Origin of the sequence: Niveispirillum lacus (assembly GCF_002251795.1) — a bacterium.
Lineage (GTDB): Bacteria > Pseudomonadota > Alphaproteobacteria > Azospirillales > Azospirillaceae > Niveispirillum > Niveispirillum lacus.
The window spans coordinates 223,294-242,327 of the sequence record NZ_NOXU01000024.1 but is presented as its reverse complement, the minus strand read 5'-3'; the positions used below and the strand labels follow the sequence as shown (position 1 = coordinate 242,327).

The following is a 19,034-nucleotide window of genomic DNA, read 5'->3' as shown; positions in this document are numbered from 1 at the left end:
GTGCGGTTCTCGTGAATGAGCGAAAGCATCCTGCCCCCCGGCGCCCTGTCGCGAACAGTGACTATCCGCAACCGCCGCGGCCTGCATGCCCGCGCGGCAGCGAAGTTCGTGAAGCTGGCCGGCGATTACGACGCACAGGTAGAGGTTGAACGGGCCGATAATATCGTATCCGGCGTCTCCATCATGGGGCTTATGATGCTGGCAGCCAGTATCGATACAACGATTGATATCAGGGCGACCGGCAATCAAGCCCTTGAGGTGCTGGATGCCCTGACCAAGCTGGTCGACGATAAATTCGGCGAAGACTAAGAAACGTTCGGGGAGTGCCCGCCCATGACCACGCGACAGCATCCCGCCCGCCCTGGCGCGGGGGACGCCGCCACGGCTGAACGCCTGCTGCGGGGCTTGGGTGTTTCACCGGGCATTGCCATTGGCCCCGCCCATGTGATGGAAGCTGGTGCCATCCAGGTGCCGGAATATTGTGTAGCCGACACTGCCGTGGACGAGGAAGTGGGCCGATTCCACGGCGCTGTGGAAAAGGCACGCCGCCAGTTGGGCAAGCTGAAATCCAAGGCTGGCACCTTGCCTGCTGATGCCGCTGCCGATGTGGCCACCCTTTTGGAAGCACATCAGGCCATGCTGTCGGGGTCGCGCCTGATCCGGGGGGTGGAAAAGCGTATCCGGGCTGAACATCTGAATGCTGAGTCGGCGGTGCAGCAGGAGATCACGGTTCTGGCGCAGAGTTTTGCCGCCATGGACGATGCCTATCTGGCTGCGCGCGTTGCCGATGTGCGCGAGGTCGGGCGACGCTTGATCCGTAACCTGATGGAAACGCCTTATCAGGCCTTCTCCCGATTGCCCAATGGCGCCATTATCCTGGCGGAGGAATTGTCGCCCGCCGATACAGCCCTGTTGGACCCCCGCCGCATCGGCGGTTTCGCCACCGTGCTGGGTGGGGCGGAAGGCCATACGGCCATCATGGCACGGTCGCTGGGCTTGCCTGCCGTGTTGGGCGCTGCCGGTCTGCTGCAAGGGGTGGAGACCGGTGACCTCGTGGTTGTCGACGGGCGCGCCGGCCGTGTCCTGATCAATCCGTCGGACGATGTGCTGGCCGATTACCGGCAGCGCCAAGCCCTGTGGCGGGCGGAGCGGGAGCAGTTGAAAGCCCTGGCCGGGCTGCCCGCCATTACCCGCGATGGCACCAATGTCACGTTGAATGCCAATCTGGAATTGCCGCGCGAACTGGATGGGGCCCGCGATGGCGGTGCAGCGGGGGTTGGCCTGCTGCGTACCGAATTTCTGTACATGAACCGTGATGATCTGCCCGGAGAGGAAGAGCAGTATCAGGTGTTGCGTGATCTCGTGATCGCCATGGAGGGCAAACCCGTCACGGCTCGCACGCTGGATGTGGGGGGTGAAAAGCTGGCGGGTGCCTTGGCCGAGCATTTTGCCACGCCAGCCAATCCGGCCTTGGGACTGCGTGCTATCCGCCTGGGCCTGAAGGAGCCCAAGCTGCTGGAGACGCAACTGGCGGCGATGCTGCGCGCTGGTGCTCACGGGCCGATCCGCATTTTGGTCCCAATGATCAGCAACCCGTCGGAAATGCGCAAGGTGCGGGACCTGATGCGCGCTGTGGCTCGTCGCCTGCTGCGTCGAGGCCACGCCATTGCTGACCCGCTGCCCCCTCTGGGCGCGATGATCGAAATTCCCGGCGCCGCCCTGGCCGCCGACAGTCTGGCCTCGGTTTCCGACTTTTTCGCCATAGGTACAAATGACTTGATCCAATACACGCTGGCCATCGACCGGGGCGATGAACAGGTGGCCTATCTCTATGATCCGTTGCACCCCGCCGTGCTGCGGCTGGTACAGTTTACTGTGGAGGCGGCGGGGCGGGCCGGCATTCCCGTGTCGGTCTGCGGTGAAATGGCGGGCGATCCGCGTTATGCCGCCCTGCTGTTGGGTCTGGGTGTGCGTGAATTATCTATGGCGCCGGGCAATCTGCCCCTGGTCAAGCGACGGGTACGGGGCATGGACCTGCGCGAAGCCGCGCGCCGCGCCGGCATGATCATGGGGCAGACTGACAGCGGACGGATTGCCGCCCTTCTGGATGATTTCAACGAAGCCTTGGGGTAATCTGAAGCGGTGTTACCCGACGGAGGGCACCCTGATGCGCCGGCACACCATCCTCCTGGCCCTGCACGCACTGCTGCTGACACCACCTGCAGCATTATCGGCTCCGACAGCCCCGCCGCCGGAAAGCCTCCGGGAAGAACAGCGATTGATGGTGGCGGGCAGCGAAGAGGTATGGCAACTGGTTTGGGTCGGTCCCGTCCGCGATTATTGCGAGGCGGTGAGCCCGGAAGTGGCCATCACCGCCCCCTGCGCTGGCTTTGCTTATGGCGAGATGGGGCGCCTGTCGCTGCGCCGGCTGCGCGATGGTCAGGTGATTGACCGTTTCGATCCCGGTCCCGCCTTCGAGGCGGCCTCAGAACTGATCAATGGCCACAGGGAGGCCGGTTGGTCGGTCCTGCCGCGCCGGACGGTCAAGGATGATGATTATGGCCGCTGGCTTGAGGATGAAGGCAAGTTTCTGAAAACGGTGGACCGGCGTCCCGCCATCACCCTGATGCGATTCGCAGATTATGACCGGGACGGGCGCAGCAGCGAGTTCCTGTTGCAGACAGATGTGGAGCCGGGGGGAAAGCCCCTCTATGCCGCCATCGGATTGCCGGCGGGGCGTGAGCGGCTGGATTTCCTGCGCTCCACCGGACATCCTGAGCGGGCATTGATGCTGAATGCGCGGGCTTGGGCAGCGCTGCGTGATCAGTCGGGGGCGGCGGTGGTCGCGCACCGGGCATGCGGCGATCGGGGAGACGAAACCCAATCCGACTATATCCTGTCCGCCGATACCGGGAAGATTAGCGTCAAACTGCGCGAGACCACTTGCCCCGACGGGTCGATCATCAGCGAAACGGACTGGTAACCCCGTCAGGAAACCGGTGGCGTTATGCCTTTGGGCAGCAGCAGCCAATAACGCCCGCTGCTTTTCATCAGACCAGCCCGATGTTCAGCGTCTGGCCCATGCCCCCAGAAGACATCACCGCGCACAGGCCCCCGGATGGCACCGCCGGTGTCCTGAGCCACCATCAGGCGCCGGACACGCGTCTTGGTCTGCACCGGATCTTCTGTATCCAGCCATACGGGCACACCATAGGCGATAAAGGTCCGGTCTACGGCCAATGACCGCCCTGGCGTCAGGGCAACACCCTGTGCCCCTAACGGCCCCTCCCCTTCCAGCCGGCGGAAGAACACGAAGGATGGGTTGGTGTTCATCACCTCCGCCGCCTTGGAAGGGTTGGCTTCCAGCCAGGCGCGGATGGATTGCATCGAGACTTCATCCTTGGTCAACGCACCGCGCGCCACCAGTTCACGGCCGATAGCGAAATAGGGATGGCCATTCTGTCCGTCATACCCGACACGAATCTGGTTGCCATCGGGCAGGGTGACCCGCCCCGACCCCTGAATCTGAAGGAAAAAGGCATCGACGGGATCGTCGACATAAAGCAGTTCCAGCCCCTTGCCGTTCAGGGCGCCGGATTCGATGGCGCGGCGGTCGGCATAGGGCTTCAACTGCCCGTCCACCACACGGCCGGCGATACGTTCACCCTTGAGGTTGGGACGGAACTCGCCCAGTTCGACCATCACCAGATCGGAGGGACGCTTATAAAGCGGCGTCTGGTATTTGCCCTGCCGTTTCAGCGACCCGCGTAGGGCGCTTTCATAATAGCCGGTAAACAACCCTTCCTCCTGGCCATTGTCGCCGGCGGCCCAGGGCTGGAACAGGTCTTCCACTGTGCGGCGCAGGGCAACATGATCTCCCGGCGGCAGCTTGGCGATCACTGCACAGGGGCCTGTCCAGTCGCGGATGCGGCCCATCATGCCGTCTGGCCCCAGGGGGCGGTCTGCCGGCTGCTTTGCCAGCCGGTCGCAGCTTTTCAACAGTGCCGGAAGGGCTTCGGCCGTGCGATCCACCGACCAGCCCGGCAGGTCGGTGAAGCGCGCGGGGCGCAGTGTCAGTCGTGCGGCGGGTCTTTCAGCCTCCACAGCCGGGGCAGGCGCAACAGTCGGGGCAGGCGGCTTTACGGACTGCGGAGCGCAGCCCGTTAGCAGGCCAAAGGCAAACAGGACGGCAAGGGAATGACGGCGCATCAGGCGATCCATGGAGCGGACATGGAAAGGGCGCCCGGTATGGGGCGCCCCGAAAGGATCGGGCGACCGCGACGACATCAGCCGCCGCTGCGCGTTTCAGACAGGTGCCAGTTGGGGTCGCTGGCGCGGGTATTGCGGCTGAAGGTCCAGATATCGACCACTTCCTCCGGCCGCGCTTCATCCCCGTCAATCACAACGCCCTGTGCATCACGGGTGACATGGGTCTGGCGTGTCGTGAAAGTAACCGTGCAATGGGCCGTGCGCCCGTCCAGGCGCGCGCCGGTGAGATCAACCGACTCGATGCTGTGGATACGGCTTTCCAATGTCTCTCCCGCTGCCTGCCGCTCCCGGATGGCGGCGGCAAACCGGTCATAGACTTCATCAGCCAGCAGCGGCCGCAGGGTCGGCGTGTCACCGTCGGCAAAGGCCTTAACAATCATTTCAAACGCGGCCTTTGCGCCCAGCAGGAAGGTGCGTTCGTTGAAAGTCGGGTCTGCTGCCCGGATCATACGCAATCCATCCTCCAGCGACACGGGGCCGGAAGGGTCGGGCAGGTCCGGGAGATCAGCGACGGGCCCGCGCGAGGGCAGGGGAATGACATTGTCACTGTCAACTGTCGGGCCAGTGGCGCCGGTATTGTCGCGCGGCGTGAAGGGGTTCGGACGTTCCCGTTCCTCCCCATGCTTGCGGCCCAGGACATTGCGCAGGCGGTAGATGAAAAAGACCGCCGCCATCGCGAAAATCAGGATTTCCAGCCAGACGGAGCCGCCGCCCATCGCATCACCTATTTCTGCCCTTGCACCCGGCCTAGCATCTGCACATCTGTTGCGAATGGCTATCCTCGCCATCCGCCCGCCGGGGCGTTAATTTATGAATGCCTATCCGTTAGATAGGCCCTCGACACGTAAAGAGCAAGGACAGCCATGCGTTTCCTTCTTCCGTTACTGATTCTGCCCTTATTAGAGATCGCTGGTTTCGCCTGGGTCGGGTCGCAGATCGGGGCGTTGAACACGGTTCTGCTGGTCTTGTTGTCCGGGATTGTCGGGGTGCTGCTGTTGCAACGTACCGGGCTGGAGAGCGTGCGGCGGGCACAGGTGGGCCTGCGCACTGGCGAAACCGAACCGATGCGGGACATGTTCAAAGGGCTGTGCATGGCCTTTTCGGCGATCCTGTTCCTGATCCCAGGCTTCATCACCGACATTTTGGGCCTGATCCTGTTTCTGCCGCCGGTGCGGGCGGCCCTGCTGGCCCGTATGACGATCTTCATGCAGGTGAATGGTCAGCCTGTCCGGTCCCGACCCCGTCCAGCCGGCCGCCAGCCAGTGATCGACGTTGATTATCAGGATGTGTCGACGCCGGGTGCCAGCGATCAGGCAGGTGACCTGCCCCCGCCCGACAGCAAATGGCGCCCGCCGTCGCCTTGACCTCCCACTGCCTATTTGGTTCCAAACAGCCGGTCGCCCGCATCGCCCAGGCCGGGCACGATATAGGCATTTTCGTTCAGATGGCTGTCGAGGGCCGCCGTGTAGACCGGCACATCCGGGTGGGCGGCGTGGAAGGTGCGCACACCTTCCGGTGCAGATACCAACGCCATAAAACGGATCTGGCTATCGGCCACGCCATGGCGGTTCAGCACATCGACTGCGTGGACCGCTGAATGACCAGTGGCCAGCATCGGATCGACCAGGATGAAGAGACGACCTGCCGCGTCCGGCAATTTTACCAGATATTCCACAGGCCGTTTGGTTTCATGGTCACGGTAAAGTCCGATATGCCCCTCCCTGGCGGCTGGGACCAGTTCCAGCAGCCCCTCTGCCATCACCAGGCCAGCGCGCAGGATCGGCACGACGGCCAGTTTTTTGCCTTCGATCACCGGCGCATCCATGGGGCACAGCGGCGTTTCAATCCGCTGTGTGGTCAACGGCAAATCACGTGTCACCTCATAGCCCATCAGTAGCGCAATCTCGCGTAGTAATTGCCGGAAACCCATGGTGGACCGGTCACGATCGCGCATGCAGGACAGTTTGTGCTGGATCAGCGGATGGTCGAGGACAAACAGATTAGGAAAGTCGGTGGTCATGGCCCGGTTCCAGCAGGGTGGGGATCGCGGGGCACCATAACGGGTTCAGGGCCCTTCCGGCCAGCCCCCGTTCCCAGATGCTTTTCCCCTTGCCTTCGCCCCGATCAGGCCAACCTTAATGGCATGGTCATGCAATCTCCGCCCTTTCCTGCCCCGGCGCTGCGCCGGTCGGTCGTCGCCCACTTGGCGGTGGCCCTGCCCCTGTTGGCCGGGGTGGGCTGGATGTTGGGACGGGGGATTGATCTGCCATCGGCTTATCCCGTGTTGGTGCTGGTTGCGTTCCTGCCAGCCCTTTGGTTTGCCCTGACACGGTTGGGAGCACATCAGGGCCCAGGGTGGGGGCATGCAAACCGGGTCACCCTTCTGCGTTCCGGCCTTCTGGCTCTGGTCGGGGGAACCCTCCCCTTCGCTCCGGCGTTGGATAGGGGCCAGACCTGGACCTTGGCCGTGATCGCCATCACGGCGCTGGCCCTGGATGGGGTGGATGGTTGGCTGGCCCGGCGTCAGGGCCTGTCCAGCCCGTATGGTGCCCGCTTCGATATGGAGATGGACACACTCGCCATTCTTTATCTTTGCCTGCTGCTTTGGCTGTCAGGGGAGGTGGGGGTTTGGGTTCTGCTGGCGGCCCTGCTGCGCCCGCTGTTCGTGGCGGCGGGCCTGGTCTGGCATTGGCTGAACTATCCCCTGCCCTTCAGTCGCCGCCGACGGGTCAGTTGCATGGTTCAGGTGGCTGTCCTGGCCATTGCCGTCACCCCCATTCTGGAGCCGCCGCTGACCGGGTTTGCGGTGGGCGCAGCTCTTGGGCTTTTGCTTTTCTCTTTCAGCGCCGATACGGTTTGGTTGATCAGCCACCGCAGCGACGCCGGTGGATCGAATAATGGATAGCATGGTTCTGGAATACGCCTCTGCCGATCACGCCACCCCGCCGGACAACGCGGCCCAACGCGCTGTTGACCGTGCCCTGTCTGACTTGCGTCGGGGGGAAGCTGTGGTCATCACGGCGGAAGATGGTGGCGCTCTGCTGGCCTTTGCCGCGGAGGCTGTGACCACCCAGGCGATGAACCATCTGGCACAACTGACCGGCAATGCCCCTGTCCTGGTGGTCACGGGGCAGCGCGGCCGGGCCCTGGGTCTGGATGTACCTGTTGACCGGCCTGTGCGTATCGCCCCACCAGCGGGGTTGACGCCCGATCTTGTCCGGGACCTTTCTGATCCTACCCGCCCGGCCCGTGCCGGCCAGGGCATGGGGGCCACCTCCCTGCCGGGTGGGGCGGAAGGGGCGGCCACCATCCTGGCCAAGATCGCCCGTCTGCTGCCCGCTGCCCTGGTGGCACCCTTGCCGCTAGGACGCGCGGGTGTGGTCGATGGAGCGGGTTTCGCCCGCCGCCACGATCTTTTGTGCGTGCGCGCCGTCGATATCATCGATTACCGCCGCCGCTCCGCCCGCAGCTTGGCCCGCGTCGCTGAGGCGTCGGTGCCGTTGGAGGATGCGGAACGTACCCGTATTGTGGCCTTTCGGCCCAGTGATGGCGGGCCTGAACATCTGGCCATCATCATCGGCGATCCGCCGGCGGGCCAGCCAGTACTGACGCGGTTGCATTCAGAATGTTTCACCGGCGATCTGCTGGGGTCACTGCGTTGTGATTGTGGCCCGCAGTTGCGGGGCGCAATCCGGGAAATTGCAGCGGCGGGCGCCGGCATCGTTCTGTATCTGGCCCAGGAAGGGCGTGGTATCGGTCTGATGAACAAGCTGCGAGCCTACCGGTTGCAAGATGGTGGGCTGGATACGGTGGATGCCAACACGGTTCTGGGTTTTGATGCCGATGAACGGGTCTATCTGCCGGCTGCCAGCATGCTGCGCCAGATGGGCTATGCCCAAGTGCGGTTGCTGACCAACAATCCCGACAAGATGGCGCAACTGGCCGCGTCTGGCGTGGACGTGGTGGAGCGTGTCCCCCACATTTTCCCGGCCAATGGCCATAACGAAGCCTATTTGCGCACCAAGGCGGAAAAGTCCGGTCATCTGTTCTGAGCCGCCGCCCGGACTGGGCAAAAAGCGCCGCCTCCACTTGGCACACGACCTGCATTGTTTTTCCCGAACCGGGAGGAACGCCATGCCGCCAAGTGCCATCCATATGGACCATGTCCGTGCCAGGACCCAGTCGCCACACCACACCGCCGTGGAGAAGCCATCCGGTGCTGAGAGCGACAAGGTCGAGAAGGGCGAGGGCATGTCTTTCTGGGACGTGCTGGATGTGGTGAACCCGTTGCAGCATATTCCCGGCGTCAACAAGATTTACCAGGCCATCACTGGCGATACGATCCGCACCCCGGCCAAGGTGGCTGGCGCCGCCCTGTTTTTTGGCCCTATCGGTATGGCGGTGGCCAGCGCCGACGCCATCCTGGAGAAAGAAACCGGCAAGGATGCCACCGACCATGTGGCCAGCCTGTTGGGCCTGAAAAAGGACAGTCCCGCTGCTGCCCCGGCGGAAGACCCCTTCACCGTCACCGCCCCCCGTCCCGCGCGTACCGCCAGCGCCGACACCGACATGGCCCCAGATGTGGTGCCGGGTACGAGCATGGCCGCTGCGGCCGCGACCAAGCCCGGTCAACCGGTCGATCTTTCCGCTGGGCAGGCGGCATTGCTGGAAAGCCTGATGGGGGGTGGTGGGCAGGCTTTGCCCAGTGCTTCCACCGGCACGGCGGTTCCTGCCGCCCCGAAACCGACCGCGACGGCTCCCTCAATGGCCGCCACCGCCACATCCATCAGCGCCAAGGCACCGGTAGCGGGGGGCATCGCCAACGCACAGCACCTGAAGGACCTTGAAACCACCCCCGGTGCATCGGCCGCCCTGACAGCGGCCCGTGGCATGGGCCCGGCCGCCATCGTGGCCAGCCTGCCGGCCCCTGGCGCCGCGGGTGCCGGCGACAATCTGCTGGCAGCCATGGAACAGGAACAGCAGCGGGCCAAAAATCCCAATGGCGGTAAGGGGTTGGCCGAATACCGGGCTGCCGCTATTTCCAGCGGTTCAATGGGGGTGAAACCCGTCATCCCGTCGCGGGCCAATCAGATGGTCCGGGCCGCTGGTGCCAACATGCCGGATGCCGCCATACCCACCCAGGTGACCGCTAACCGGACGCTGGTGCCGTCGGCGGGTGCCACCACGTCCGAACCTGTCGTTCCCGCCCCCGCCGCCACTGATGCGCCCAACAGCATGGCGCCAGCATCACAACCGCAGGCTGCTTGGCCGCCAGGGGGTCCGGCGCCGCTGCCCAAGGAACTGATTGCTGACATGATGACCCGCGTCATGGACAAGTATCAGGCGCAAGGTCGCAGCGGCGCTGCCAATGGTGCCAGCACCGTCCATTGATCCTTTCATCCTATACGGTTGATGAGCCTATCCTGACAACATTCACCCGTGTGCAATGGCACCAGTTAGACTATGATCATCCGCGTTAGCGCAGCCTAAGGGATGTATTGTCGGTGACTGTTCGCTTGTCACGTCGCCTGATGTTGGCCGCTGCCTTGACCGGGCTGGCGCCGTGGCCCTGTGTTTTTGCCGGGGCGGCACGGCTGCGCGTCGGATTTGTCAATCCCGGCCGTAAGGGGGACCGTTTTTGGCAAATGGCGCAGCAGTTGATGACCGCAGCCGCCAAGCATTTCAATATTGAGTTGATCAGCGATTATGCGGAACGGGACCGGCAACGGATCATCAGTAAAGGTCAGGAAATCCTTGCCAGCCTGCCGGATTTTATGTTGATCGTGAATGAACATCGCACGGCGGTTCCCCTGATGGCAGCGGCACAAGCGGCCGGGGTGCCGGCCATGATAGTGTTCAGCGGCCCGACGGCGGAGGATACGGCGCTTCTGGGCCGCCCCCGTGAACGCTCCCCTTTGTTCCTGGGCAGCCTTGTTGCCGACAATGCCGGTGCCGGCGCTTACATGGCTCGCGCCCTTCTGGCGGATTGTCGGCGGCTGCCGGGGGCCACCGGCCCCATTCCGCTGCTGGCGCTGGGCGGACTGGCCGCTACCCCGGCAGGACAGGAACGAACGGACGGGTTGCGCCAGGCCTTGGCCGAAGATGGCGGCGCTGCGTTGCTGGACCTTGTCGCAGTGAATTGGAGTCGTCCTGAGGCCCGGGAGAAGACTCTGTCGCTGCTGCGCCGGCAACCCCAGACACGCGGCATTTGGTGTGCCAGTGACGATATGGCCCTGGGTGCTCTGGACGCGCTTGAAGCCTCGGGCCGGGTACCGGGACGTGATGCCTGTGTGATCGGGTTGAACTGGCAAGAAGAGGCGTTGCAGGCGGTGGCGGCTGGTCGGATGACCCTGTCCATGGGCGGGCATTTCCTGCTGGGTGCCTGGGCGCTGGCCATGCTGCGTGATCTGGCCGATGGCCGGGATTTCGCCAATGCCGGCGGTACTGAACGGTTTCTGACGCTGGCCCCCTTGTATCCCGAACAGGTGTGGCCCTATCTGGCACGGTTCGGCGGCGACGGCTGGTCGCGGATTGATTTCAACCGTTTGCGTCAGCACAAGGGGCATTATGACCTGTCGGTCGCATCGGTGCTGACGAGTTGACCGACACCCGATAGGATGCAGTTCCCATGTGTCCGATCGAAGGAAAGCCGCCTGTGCGTGCCATTGTTCCTATCCTGGTTCTGTGCCTGTCGCTGCTGTCGGTGCCCGCCGTGGCCGCTCCCGCCAAGGGGGATGATGCACAGCGCCTGGACAAGGCCCGCATCCTGATGGAACTGTCTGGAAGCCAGGCATTGGCGGACCAGACCCTGTTGGCCGTGACCCGGCGGGCGGAAGAGTTGATGGCGCATGAGAATCCGGGACGCGAAGCGGAAGTGACCGCTCTGGTACGCGACCATTTCCTGCCCAAGGCGCGCACCGCTCTGCCAGAGTTGGCCCGGGGCATCACCGGGCTTTACGCCGCCTATTTTACGCTGGCGGAGTTGGACCAGATGATCGCCTTCTACGCGACGCCGGCAGGCAAAAAACTGGTAGCCTTGTCGCCCACCATCCTCCAGCAGAGCATGGCGCTGGGTCAGGCTTGGGCTGAAGGGGTTGCAGACCGGGCCTGGGACAGTTTTGCGCGTGCAGCACAGGAACGGGGGCTGACCATCCCCCAACAATTGTAAGGTGTCATCGGCCTGCTCAGCCTTTGCCCTTTGCCGCGAATTCAGGCCATTCCCGGGCCACGACCTCGCCGTCGGTGGCCCAGACATGACAGGTGTCCAGCATGGGCGGGCGACGACGGGGCGGCGGGGTTTCGCCGCGTTCGACCATGGCGGCCCGTGACTGCTTGTCGCGGTCTTCCAGATAGGGCGCGATGGTCTGGAACGCGGTGGTGGCCACCGGGCCGAGCAATTCCACCAGATGGGTGCAGCCCTCCACCCCGCCCAAACGCTCCTTAACGGCTGCGGTCCAGCCGCTGGCGATGGACAGGCCGACCAGACGCTGAAAATTCCCGGTGATTGATGGGCACATCCGATAGGGGGCAGCATCCGTGACGGCGGCCACCGCCTTCACCGTCAACCGATTATCCAGGGTCAGCCTTATCCACATTTCATGAATGGGATCGCCGCTGGATACCGTCCGCCCGTCGCGCTGAAAATCATAGGATTTGCGATCGGTGATATGCCCTTCAATGTCCCAAAGCCCGTCGGCCCGGCGATAGCCTGTGCAGGTCACCTGTCGTGTATGCAACGGCTCCCGCGCGGCGTCCGGGGGTGGCAGGGGCATGGCAGGCTCCAGGGGTTAGGGCGTTAGGGCTGCATCTTGGGCTGGGCCATGCCCGTGGGTCAAGCGTCGGGCTTACGTTTTCGGAAGCCACCCCGCCGCCCGGCATGGAAGGGCTGCCGGATCTTCCCTTCGCGCCGCTGCGGTTCCGCGTTAAACCTGCGCGGTCCCTTCTCATCTGGAGCCCTGAACCATGCGCCCCACCGACCGCGTCTTCGTCGCCCTGGATATGCCGGAGATTGAGGGCGCGAAGGCCATGGCGGCCAAGGTCACCGGCCTGGTGGGTGGGGTGAAGCTGGGCCTGGAATTCTTCATGGCGCAGGGACCCGTCGGCATCCGCGATGTCATCGCGGCGGGCGATCTGCCCCTGTTTCTTGACCTGAAGCTGCACGATATCCCCAATACTGTGGCCGGTGCCGTGCGCTCCGTCGCCCCGCTGGCCCCGAAGTTTCTGACAATCCATGCCGGCGGCGGCCCCGCCATGATCCGGGCGGCTGCCGATGCCGCGCGGGAGGAGGCAGAACGCCTCGGCTTGCCCCGCATGCGGATCCTGGCCGTCACCGTGCTGACCAGCCTGTCGGATGAGGACCTGGCCACCGTGGGTCAGGCCGTTCCCGCTGCGGATCAGGTGCGCCGTCTGGCCAGTGTGGCGCACGCCAATGGCGCCGACGGCATTGTCTGCTCGCCCGCCGAAGTGCCGCTTTTACGCCGTGACCTGCCTGCCGATTTCACATTGATGGTGCCCGGCATCCGCCCCTCTTGGGCCGCTGCCAATGACCAGAAACGGGTGATGGGCCCGCGCGATGCCGTAGCCGCCGGTGCCGACCATCTGGTCATCGGGCGTCCCATCACGGCGGATGACGACCCCGCCGCCGCCGCCCGGCGTATTGCGGAGGAGCTGGGCGCATGAGTGCAGTGAAGGCCAAGATCTGTGGGATCAGCACGCCGGAGACCATGCAGGCCGCCCTGGATGCCGGGGCGCGCTGGGTTGGGCTGGTGTTCTTCGCGAAATCGCCGCGCAATGTCTCCATCGCCACCGCCGCCGAACTGTCGCGTATGGTGGGCACGGGGACCCGTGTCGTGGGTCTGTTCGTCGATCCCACCGATGATTTCCTGGAGGATGTCACGGGCCAGGTGCCGTTGGACCTGATCCAGTTGCATGGCGGTGAGACGCCGGAACGGGTGACGGCCATCCGGGCGCGCTTCAAGCTGCCCGTCATGAAGGCCCTGAAGATCGGTGACGCCGCCGACCTGGACGCGGCCAGGGCCTATGAGCCGGTGGTCGATATGCTGCTGTTCGATGCCAAGCCGCCCAAGGGTGCCATTCTGCCCGGTGGCAATGGGGTGGCCTTTGACTGGTCCTTGCTGACAGGCCGTCAATGGCAGAAACCCTGGATGCTGTCAGGCGGGCTGGACCCCGCCAATGTCGCCGACGCCATCCGGGCCACCGGCGCCAAAGCCGTCGATGTCTCATCGGGGGTGGAGGATGCGCCGGGCCGGAAAAGCCCGGACCTGATTCGGGCCTTCCTGTCGGCGGTCACTTCAGCGGGAGCGTGAAGCCATGAGCCAGTCCGCGTTCACCCCACCGCCCGGCGGTACGGCTGCCGCCTTTGGCCCGCCGGGTTTATGGCTGCGGGCACGGCAACTGGATGATGCGGCGGCGATGGCGGCCATGGCGTCGCTGCCGAAATTCCGCCATGGCACGCTGCGCCCGCCCTTTCCCAGTGTGGAGGGAACCCGCGCCTGGATGGAGAAGGGCGGGGCCGACGATTTGCAGGTTGTCGCCATCCTGGATGGCAAGCTTGTCGGGTCCGCTGGCCTGTTCCGCCATGGTGGACGGCGCCGGCATGTGGCCGATCTGGCCATCGGTGTACATGACGAGGCGCAGGGTATGGGCGTGGGCAAGTCCCTGATGCATGCCCTGATCGATGCCGCCGACCGCTGGCTGGACCTGCATCGCGTGGAACTGACGGTCTTTGCCGATAATGACCCCGCCATCCGGCTTTATCGGCAGTTCGGCTTTATCGAAGAAGGCCGCTTGCGCGACTATGCCTTCCGCGACGGCGTCTATGTCGACGCCCTGGCCATGGGGCGCATTCGGCCAAAGCGGGGGTAGGTGCCGTTGAGGCATAAGAAAAACCCCGCCGGGCGACCGACGGGGTTTTTCTTGTGCGTATGCGCAAGCCGGCAGGACGATTACTCGTCGTCGCCTTCCTCGGCATCGGCTTCGATCTGGTCGGCCAGATCACGCAGCATGTCAGCCACATCTTCGTGGCTGGTCTCTTCTACGGCCTGATTAACGGCGGCTTCGATCATGGCGATGGCAACATAACCCGAAAGGGCGCCGCCTTCCTTCATGGCCGCTTCCAGATGCTTTTCGGCCAGGTCGAGGGCCTTCTCGAAAAGCTGCTCTGCAGCGCTGGTGTTAGGTTCGGACATGGGTCGGGCTCCCTTCCGGGCAAGATTAAATGGTGCCCACCTTCTAGCATCCTTTCGTGTACAGTTCTTGCCAAATCCGCACGGCCCCCCTATGCCCTGATAAGGATTGATCCACACTCACAACACCCCCTTGGGGCCATTTGTTTCGTTAACGAAACAAATTTGGCTACTCTATATCGTTTCGGAACCGTACCTATGCCACCCCGCAGACACCCCCCTCGTCGCCCTCCTTCTCGCACCAATCCCGAACCGCCCACGCGGGGCCCGGTCGAGGTGACGATCACCCGTGTCGGCGGCCGTGGCGATGGTCTGGCCGAATGGCAGGGCAGTCGGCTTTATGTGCCACAGACCCTGGCCGGTGACCGGTTGATGGTAAAATTTGGCACCTATCGGGGCGATGGCTGGGAAGGGGTTCCTGTCTCTTTGCTGGAGGAAGGCCCCGGCCGGGCGGAACCGGCTTGTACCCATTTTGGTAGCTGCGGTGGATGTGTCGCCCAGCATATGGATGATGCCACCTATGATAAATGGAAGCAGGAGGCCCTCACCACTGTCCTTTCGCGGAACGACCTCCTGGGTGAAGGGGTGACCCTGCATCCGGTGGCCCGCACCCCCGCCGGCAGCCGCCGCCGCGCTGTGATGAATGCTGTGCGCCGGGGCAACCGCGTCTGGCTGGGCTTTAACGAGGCGCACTCCCATCGTCTGGTCGATCTTTCGGCCTGCACGGTGCTGGCACCATCGCTCCTGGCGCTGGTGGCGCCCCTGCGCGAGGCCCTGGCCCCGCTTTTGGCCGATGGCCAGTCGCTTGATGTCGCCATGACCCTGTTGGATGACGGGGTGGATCTTGTGCTGGAGGGATTAAACCAGCCCGACCTGCGCACCCTGGAACATCTGGCAGAATTTGCTGCTGGTCAGGATCTGGCACGCTTGTCCTGGCGGGCCCGCGATGGTCAACCGGCTGAACCGATTGCCATGCGTCGGACTGGCCTGCTGGGTTTCGGCGCAGTCAGCATCTCACCCGCCCCTGGCGCCTTCCTGCAAGCCAGCACGCAAGGCGAACAGGCCCTGGTCACCGCAATCCTGGCCGGGGTCGGAAACGCGGATACCATTGCCGACTTGTTTGCCGGCAGCGGCACCTTCACCTTCCCGCTGGCCACCAGGGCCAAGGTGCATGCGGTAGAGGGTGACCCCACGGCCTATAACAGCCTGATGGGCGGGGCGCGGCAGTTGGGGGGCAAGGTGACGGCGGAAAAGCGTGACCTGTTCCGCGATCCTTTGACACCCTATGACCTGAACCGGTTCCAGGCCGTGGTGTTTGACCCACCACGGGCAGGTGCCCAGGCACAGGCGGCGGAGATTGCAGCATCGACCGTGCCCACCGTGGTGGGGGTGTCCTGCAATCCCGTCAGCTTTGCGCGGGATGCTGAACTGCTGATCCGGGGCGGATACCGCCTTACCGATATCTGGCCCGTGGATCAGTTCCTGTGGTCTGCCCACATGGAACTGGTGGGCTGGTTCCGCCGGTAGAGCGTGTTCGCCTCAATCGCCGGCGCTGCATCGCCAGCTTGGCTTACGCGGCGCGGGCCGCGCGGCGGCAGTCGCCGCCGGAGCAGTTTTCAGTCTGATGAAAACTGCTCTGTTCCCCAACAACCACACCCCGGTCCCTGTGGCGGGCCGGGGTGTGGGCACAGACGGTGCGTCCGGTCGGGGGACCCTTACGCCGCCTTGTGGCTTTCGCCCTGGGTGCCCAGGGTGAACACGCGGTCGCTGGCCAGAACCTCTGTCGGGCCGATGGCCGGCAGGCTGCGCAGCCGGGCATAAAGTGGGGTGAAATCCACTGCTGTGGCGTTCATCAGCTGCTCATAGCTGTCGAGTACGAAATAGGTCTGCTGATAATCATCAATCCGGTACTGGGTGCGCATCACGCGCTCCAGATCGAATCCAATGCGGTGGGGCGAGGGGCTTTCGATGCAGAACTGCGTCTCCCCACGGGATGACAGCATGCCAGCCCCATAGGCGCGCAACCCATCCTTGGTGTTGATCAGGCCGAATTCGACCATGTACCAGTAAAGCCGGGCCAAATGTTCCTGCCCGTTGAGCGCGATGGCCTTGGCCCCACCAATGCCATAGGCCTGCAGATAGTCCGCGAAGACCGGGTGGGTCAGCAACGGCACATGGCCGAAGAAATCATGAAACACGTCGGGTTCGACGAGATAATCCATCTCTTCCGGCTTGCGGATCCAGTTGGTGACCGGGAACCGCCGGGCGGCCAGATGTTCAAAAAATTCCCGCTCCGGGATCAGGCCCGGCACGGCGACCAGTATCCAGCCGGTGGCGCGGTCCAGCACGTCCGACGCGCGCCGGAAATCGGGAATGCCGTCGCGCACATCCAGTCGGGTCAGACCTTCCAGGAATTCCCGGGCAGCATAGCGCGGCAATAGTGCCGATTGCCGGTCATACAGCGTGCGCCAGAGGGCGTGATCGGCGCTGCTATAGGCGTCCCAGCCCTGGTCGATGGTGAAGTCCGGCTGCACATGGCGGTAATCGCCGCGCAGGGCCGTGTCGGTCTTGCCGCTGTCGGTGACGCGGGTGGCAAAGTCGCTGGCCGGTGCGTTGGTCTGGTTCATGGCTTCCTCCCCAAATCATGTGGGAATTGTTGGAAACCATGATAGCGCCAGGGGCGGGGCATTTCCTTGCGGATGTGCTGGGGTAGTGGGGTGCTTTCGCAATTCCTGCGGCAATATTGACCAGTATTGCGCCATATTCTGCTTTGTTCAGGTTGGTTTCGGCAATGGCACGGCGGTGGAGTGTTTGACCACATCCAGCACGAAGCTGGACCGCACCTCCTTCACGCCCTTGATCGACAGGAGTTTGCGCATCGACAGGTCGGCGAAACTGTCCAGATCCTCCACGATCACCTGCAACAGGTAATCCATGGTGCCGGTCATCACGAAGCAGGAGATAACTTCTGGCAACAGCAGGATGCCGCGTCGGAAATCGGCGTCGCCCTCCGCATTCTGGTCGATCTTCACCTCAACAAAGGCAACCACCCCCATGCCCAGCTTCTTGCGGTCCAGGATGGCGGTATAGCCCTGGATATAGCCCTGTTCCTCCAAGTCGCGTACCCGGCGCAGGCAGGGGCTGGGTGACAGGCCTACCTGATCAGCCAGATCGACATTGGAGAGGCGGCCATTGCGCTGCAATGCAGCAAGTATGCGGATATCTGCCGCGTCTAAACTGCTGTTGCCCATATTCTGCCTCTGATCTCTGGATCGGCGCAATTTCCCACCGAACACTGCCAGAATCCGGGGGCAGTTCGCAAGGACATGCCCCTGGCTTCGGCCCTATCATGCCAACAATTCCCCAACCGATAGATTATCAGGGAGATCAAGATGGCGGACGGCGGCACGGCGCGCGTGGAAAACGGCCAGATCGTGGGCGATCTGTGGGACAATCCCATGGGCACCAACGGCTTTGAATTCGTGGAATACACGGCCGAAGATACGGCAGCACTGGACAGCCTGTTCACTGTCCTGGGCTTTACCAAGGTGGCCCGCCACCGCTCCAAGAATGTCACGCTGTATCGTCAGGGCGGCATTAACTTCATCGTCAATGGCGAGAAGGACAGCATGGCGCAGCAGTTCGCGCGCGACCATGGGCCCAGCGCCTGTGCCATGGCCTTCCGTGTCAAGGATGCTGCCTTTGCCCACCGGCGTGCCCTGGAACTGGGGGCCAAGGATGTGAAGGGTTCTGTCGGCCCGATGGAACTGAACATCCCCGCCATCGAAGGTATCGGCGGCAGCCTGATTTATCTGGTGGACCGCTACAAGGCCCCGACCTCCATCTATGATATCGACTTCGTGCCTGTCGACGGTGCCGATCAGAACCCCGTGGGCTGCGGCCTGGTGGAGGTTGACCACCTGACCCACAATGTCCATCGCGGCCGCATGGACCATTGGTACGATTTCTATGCCAAGCTGTTCAGCTTCCGGCAGATCCGTTACTTCGACATCGAAGGCAAGCTGACGGGTCTGAAGAGCCGGGCGCTGACGGCGCCGTGCGGCAAGATCCGTATTCCCATCAATGAGAGCGCGGGTGTCGAGGGCCGTGTCGATCAGATCGAGGAATATCTGCGCGAATACAAGGGCGAAGGCATCCAGCATATCGCGCTCTCCACCAACGACATCATCAAGACTTTCGACGCGCTGAAGGCCAATGGCGTCACCTTCATGACCCCACCGCCCGGCACCTATTACGACATGCTGGAAGAGCGTCTGCCTGGCCATGGTCAGCCGACCGAAGAGCTGCGCAAGCGCGGCATCCTGCTGGACGGTGCGCCCGGCGGCGGTCTGCTGTTGCAGATCTTCACCAGCACCGTGATCGGCCCGATCTTCTTTGAGATCATTCAGCGCAAGGGCGATGACGGCTTTGGCGAGGGCAATTTCCGCGCCCTGTTCGAGAGTATTGAACGCGATCAGGTCGAGCGCGGCGTGCTGACGGCGGAGTAATGCCCATCCGTCGAAGGTTTGACCTATGGCCGCCCGGCGTTTTGGGGAAAAA

At 63.6% G+C, this 19,034-nt stretch carries 21 protein-coding genes; 14 read left to right on the top strand and 7 right to left on the bottom strand.

Annotation, left to right across the window (positions count from 1 at the left end; translation table 11 throughout):
* Positions 1 to 15: 15 nt before the first annotated feature.
* The 3 genes from CHU95_RS06885 to CHU95_RS06875 are packed head-to-tail and all read left to right on the top strand — an operon-like array spanning position 16 to position 2,983.
* Positions 16 to 309 (top strand): HPr family phosphocarrier protein, encoded by a 294-nt coding sequence (locus CHU95_RS06885; protein ID WP_094455040.1) that lies wholly within the window; start codon positions 16 to 18, stop codon positions 307 to 309.
* A 24-nt stretch (positions 310 to 333) separates the two neighbouring features.
* Positions 334 to 2,133, top strand: a complete 1,800-nt coding sequence (ptsP, locus tag CHU95_RS06880; protein ID WP_094455038.1) for a phosphoenolpyruvate--protein phosphotransferase — start codon at positions 334 to 336, stop codon at positions 2,131 to 2,133.
* A 34-nt stretch (positions 2,134 to 2,167) separates the two neighbouring features.
* Positions 2,168 to 2,983: a hypothetical protein gene (locus tag CHU95_RS06875; protein ID WP_094455036.1), complete on the top strand. Its 816-nt coding sequence runs from the start codon at positions 2,168 to 2,170 to the stop codon at positions 2,981 to 2,983.
* Positions 2,984 to 2,988: 5 nt separating this feature from the next.
* Here CHU95_RS06875 and mltA read toward each other — a convergent pair whose 3' ends face one another.
* On the bottom strand, positions 2,989 to 4,209 hold the full coding sequence (mltA, locus tag CHU95_RS06870; RefSeq protein ID WP_207762402.1) for a murein transglycosylase A: 1,221 nt from the start codon (positions 4,207 to 4,209) through the stop codon (positions 2,989 to 2,991).
* A 77-nt stretch (positions 4,210 to 4,286) separates the two neighbouring features.
* Entirely contained in the window at positions 4,287 to 4,985 is a 699-nt protein-coding gene (locus CHU95_RS06865) for a Tim44/TimA family putative adaptor protein (protein WP_094455034.1), read from the bottom strand.
* 147 nt (positions 4,986 to 5,132) lie between these two features.
* Between CHU95_RS06865 and CHU95_RS06860 the strand changes: the two genes are divergently transcribed.
* Positions 5,133 to 5,633 carry an FxsA family protein gene (locus CHU95_RS06860; protein WP_094455032.1) on the top strand — a complete coding sequence of 167 codons (501 nt, stop codon included), beginning with the start codon at positions 5,133 to 5,135 and terminating at the stop codon, positions 5,631 to 5,633.
* Positions 5,634 to 5,644: 11 nt separating this feature from the next.
* Here CHU95_RS06860 and upp read toward each other — a convergent pair whose 3' ends face one another.
* Positions 5,645 to 6,289, bottom strand: coding sequence for a uracil phosphoribosyltransferase (gene upp, locus CHU95_RS06855; protein WP_094455030.1), 645 nt, complete (start codon positions 6,287 to 6,289; stop codon positions 5,645 to 5,647).
* A gap of 129 nt (positions 6,290 to 6,418) precedes the next feature.
* On the opposite strand from upp, the gene CHU95_RS06850 reads away from it, so the two are divergent.
* From CHU95_RS06850 to CHU95_RS06830, 5 genes are all read left to right on the top strand, one after another.
* Positions 6,419 to 7,174: a CDP-alcohol phosphatidyltransferase family protein gene (locus CHU95_RS06850; RefSeq protein WP_165772054.1), complete on the top strand. Its 756-nt coding sequence runs from the start codon at positions 6,419 to 6,421 to the stop codon at positions 7,172 to 7,174.
* Positions 7,167 to 8,321 carry a GTP cyclohydrolase II gene (gene ribA / locus CHU95_RS06845; protein WP_342744704.1) on the top strand — a complete coding sequence of 385 codons (1,155 nt, stop codon included), beginning with the start codon at positions 7,167 to 7,169 and terminating at the stop codon, positions 8,319 to 8,321. The genes CHU95_RS06850 and ribA overlap by 8 nt, the downstream gene beginning before the upstream one ends.
* A gap of 82 nt (positions 8,322 to 8,403) precedes the next feature.
* Complete coding sequence (locus CHU95_RS06840; protein ID WP_094455024.1) at positions 8,404 to 9,660, top strand: hypothetical protein; 1,257 nt, start codon at positions 8,404 to 8,406, stop codon at positions 9,658 to 9,660.
* 113 nt (positions 9,661 to 9,773) lie between these two features.
* On the top strand, positions 9,774 to 10,871 hold the full coding sequence (locus tag CHU95_RS06835; protein ID WP_133065458.1) for an ABC transporter substrate-binding protein: 1,098 nt from the start codon (positions 9,774 to 9,776) through the stop codon (positions 10,869 to 10,871).
* A gap of 53 nt (positions 10,872 to 10,924) precedes the next feature.
* On the top strand, positions 10,925 to 11,437 hold the full coding sequence (locus CHU95_RS06830) for a DUF2059 domain-containing protein (RefSeq protein ID WP_165772053.1): 513 nt from the start codon (positions 10,925 to 10,927) through the stop codon (positions 11,435 to 11,437).
* 16 nt (positions 11,438 to 11,453) lie between these two features.
* Here the strand turns inward: CHU95_RS06830 and CHU95_RS06825 are convergent, their stop codons facing one another.
* The gene (locus CHU95_RS06825) at positions 11,454 to 12,041 is read right to left on the bottom strand and encodes a DUF2889 domain-containing protein (RefSeq protein ID WP_094455018.1); all 588 of its coding nucleotides are present in this window, start codon (positions 12,039 to 12,041) and stop codon (positions 11,454 to 11,456) included.
* A 190-nt stretch (positions 12,042 to 12,231) separates the two neighbouring features.
* Here CHU95_RS06825 and pyrF point away from each other — a divergent pair, with 190 nt between their 5' ends.
* From pyrF to CHU95_RS06810, 3 genes are read left to right on the top strand one after another with little or no spacing between them, the layout of a single operon-like run.
* A complete protein-coding gene (gene pyrF / locus CHU95_RS06820; RefSeq protein WP_094455016.1) occupies positions 12,232 to 12,948 on the top strand; it encodes an orotidine-5'-phosphate decarboxylase in 717 nt (238 codons plus the stop codon).
* Complete coding sequence (locus CHU95_RS06815; protein ID WP_094455014.1) at positions 12,945 to 13,595, top strand: phosphoribosylanthranilate isomerase; 651 nt, start codon at positions 12,945 to 12,947, stop codon at positions 13,593 to 13,595. Before pyrF ends, CHU95_RS06815 begins: the two co-directional genes overlap by 4 nt.
* A gap of 4 nt (positions 13,596 to 13,599) precedes the next feature.
* Positions 13,600 to 14,154 (top strand): GNAT family N-acetyltransferase, encoded by a 555-nt coding sequence (locus CHU95_RS06810; RefSeq protein ID WP_094455013.1) that lies wholly within the window; start codon positions 13,600 to 13,602, stop codon positions 14,152 to 14,154.
* An 80-nt stretch (positions 14,155 to 14,234) separates the two neighbouring features.
* On the opposite strand, the gene CHU95_RS06805 is transcribed toward CHU95_RS06810, so the two are convergent.
* A complete protein-coding gene (locus tag CHU95_RS06805) occupies positions 14,235 to 14,477 on the bottom strand; it encodes a hypothetical protein (protein WP_094455012.1) in 243 nt (80 codons plus the stop codon).
* A gap of 273 nt (positions 14,478 to 14,750) precedes the next feature.
* Between CHU95_RS06805 and CHU95_RS06800 the strand changes: the two genes are divergently transcribed.
* On the top strand, positions 14,751 to 16,001 hold the full coding sequence (locus CHU95_RS06800; protein WP_094455010.1) for a class I SAM-dependent RNA methyltransferase: 1,251 nt from the start codon (positions 14,751 to 14,753) through the stop codon (positions 15,999 to 16,001).
* A gap of 188 nt (positions 16,002 to 16,189) precedes the next feature.
* Here CHU95_RS06800 and phhA read toward each other — a convergent pair whose 3' ends face one another.
* A complete protein-coding gene (phhA, locus tag CHU95_RS06795) occupies positions 16,190 to 17,101 on the bottom strand; it encodes a phenylalanine 4-monooxygenase (RefSeq protein WP_094455008.1) in 912 nt (303 codons plus the stop codon).
* 147 nt (positions 17,102 to 17,248) lie between these two features.
* Positions 17,249 to 17,725: an Lrp/AsnC family transcriptional regulator gene (locus tag CHU95_RS06790; RefSeq protein WP_094455006.1), complete on the bottom strand. Its 477-nt coding sequence runs from the start codon at positions 17,723 to 17,725 to the stop codon at positions 17,249 to 17,251.
* A gap of 141 nt (positions 17,726 to 17,866) precedes the next feature.
* Here CHU95_RS06790 and hppD point away from each other — a divergent pair, with 141 nt between their 5' ends.
* Positions 17,867 to 18,982 (top strand): 4-hydroxyphenylpyruvate dioxygenase, encoded by a 1,116-nt coding sequence (hppD, locus tag CHU95_RS06785; protein WP_094455004.1) that lies wholly within the window; start codon positions 17,867 to 17,869, stop codon positions 18,980 to 18,982.
* Positions 18,983 to 19,034: the final 52 nt, after the last annotated feature.

What these genes read in the sequence shown, in the direction of transcription:
- CHU95_RS06885 (WP_094455040.1), top strand. Translation starts at nt 16, where the DNA reads ATGAGCGAAAGCATCCTGCCCCCCGGCGCCCTGTCGCGAACAGTGACT.
- ptsP (WP_094455038.1), top strand. Translation starts at nt 334, where the DNA reads ATGACCACGCGACAGCATCCCGCCCGCCCTGGCGCGGGGGACGCCGCC.
- CHU95_RS06875 (WP_094455036.1), top strand. Translation starts at nt 2,168, where the DNA reads ATGCGCCGGCACACCATCCTCCTGGCCCTGCACGCACTGCTGCTGACA.
- mltA (WP_207762402.1), bottom strand. Translation starts at nt 4,209, where the DNA reads ATGCGCCGTCATTCCCTTGCCGTCCTGTTTGCCTTTGGCCTGCTAACG.
- CHU95_RS06865 (WP_094455034.1), bottom strand. Translation starts at nt 4,985, where the DNA reads ATGGGCGGCGGCTCCGTCTGGCTGGAAATCCTGATTTTCGCGATGGCG.
- CHU95_RS06860 (WP_094455032.1), top strand. Translation starts at nt 5,133, where the DNA reads ATGCGTTTCCTTCTTCCGTTACTGATTCTGCCCTTATTAGAGATCGCT.
- upp (WP_094455030.1), bottom strand. Translation starts at nt 6,289, where the DNA reads ATGACCACCGACTTTCCTAATCTGTTTGTCCTCGACCATCCGCTGATC.
- CHU95_RS06850 (WP_165772054.1), top strand. Translation starts at nt 6,419, where the DNA reads ATGCAATCTCCGCCCTTTCCTGCCCCGGCGCTGCGCCGGTCGGTCGTC.
- ribA (WP_342744704.1), top strand. Translation starts at nt 7,167, where the DNA reads ATGGATAGCATGGTTCTGGAATACGCCTCTGCCGATCACGCCACCCCG.
- CHU95_RS06840 (WP_094455024.1), top strand. Translation starts at nt 8,404, where the DNA reads ATGCCGCCAAGTGCCATCCATATGGACCATGTCCGTGCCAGGACCCAG.
- CHU95_RS06825 (WP_094455018.1), bottom strand. Translation starts at nt 12,041, where the DNA reads ATGCCCCTGCCACCCCCGGACGCCGCGCGGGAGCCGTTGCATACACGA.
- pyrF (WP_094455016.1), top strand. Translation starts at nt 12,232, where the DNA reads ATGCGCCCCACCGACCGCGTCTTCGTCGCCCTGGATATGCCGGAGATT.
- CHU95_RS06815 (WP_094455014.1), top strand. Translation starts at nt 12,945, where the DNA reads ATGAGTGCAGTGAAGGCCAAGATCTGTGGGATCAGCACGCCGGAGACC.
- CHU95_RS06810 (WP_094455013.1), top strand. Translation starts at nt 13,600, where the DNA reads ATGAGCCAGTCCGCGTTCACCCCACCGCCCGGCGGTACGGCTGCCGCC.
- CHU95_RS06805 (WP_094455012.1), bottom strand. Translation starts at nt 14,477, where the DNA reads ATGTCCGAACCTAACACCAGCGCTGCAGAGCAGCTTTTCGAGAAGGCC.
- phhA (WP_094455008.1), bottom strand. Translation starts at nt 17,101, where the DNA reads ATGAACCAGACCAACGCACCGGCCAGCGACTTTGCCACCCGCGTCACC.
- CHU95_RS06790 (WP_094455006.1), bottom strand. Translation starts at nt 17,725, where the DNA reads ATGGGCAACAGCAGTTTAGACGCGGCAGATATCCGCATACTTGCTGCA.
- hppD (WP_094455004.1), top strand. Translation starts at nt 17,867, where the DNA reads ATGGCGGACGGCGGCACGGCGCGCGTGGAAAACGGCCAGATCGTGGGC.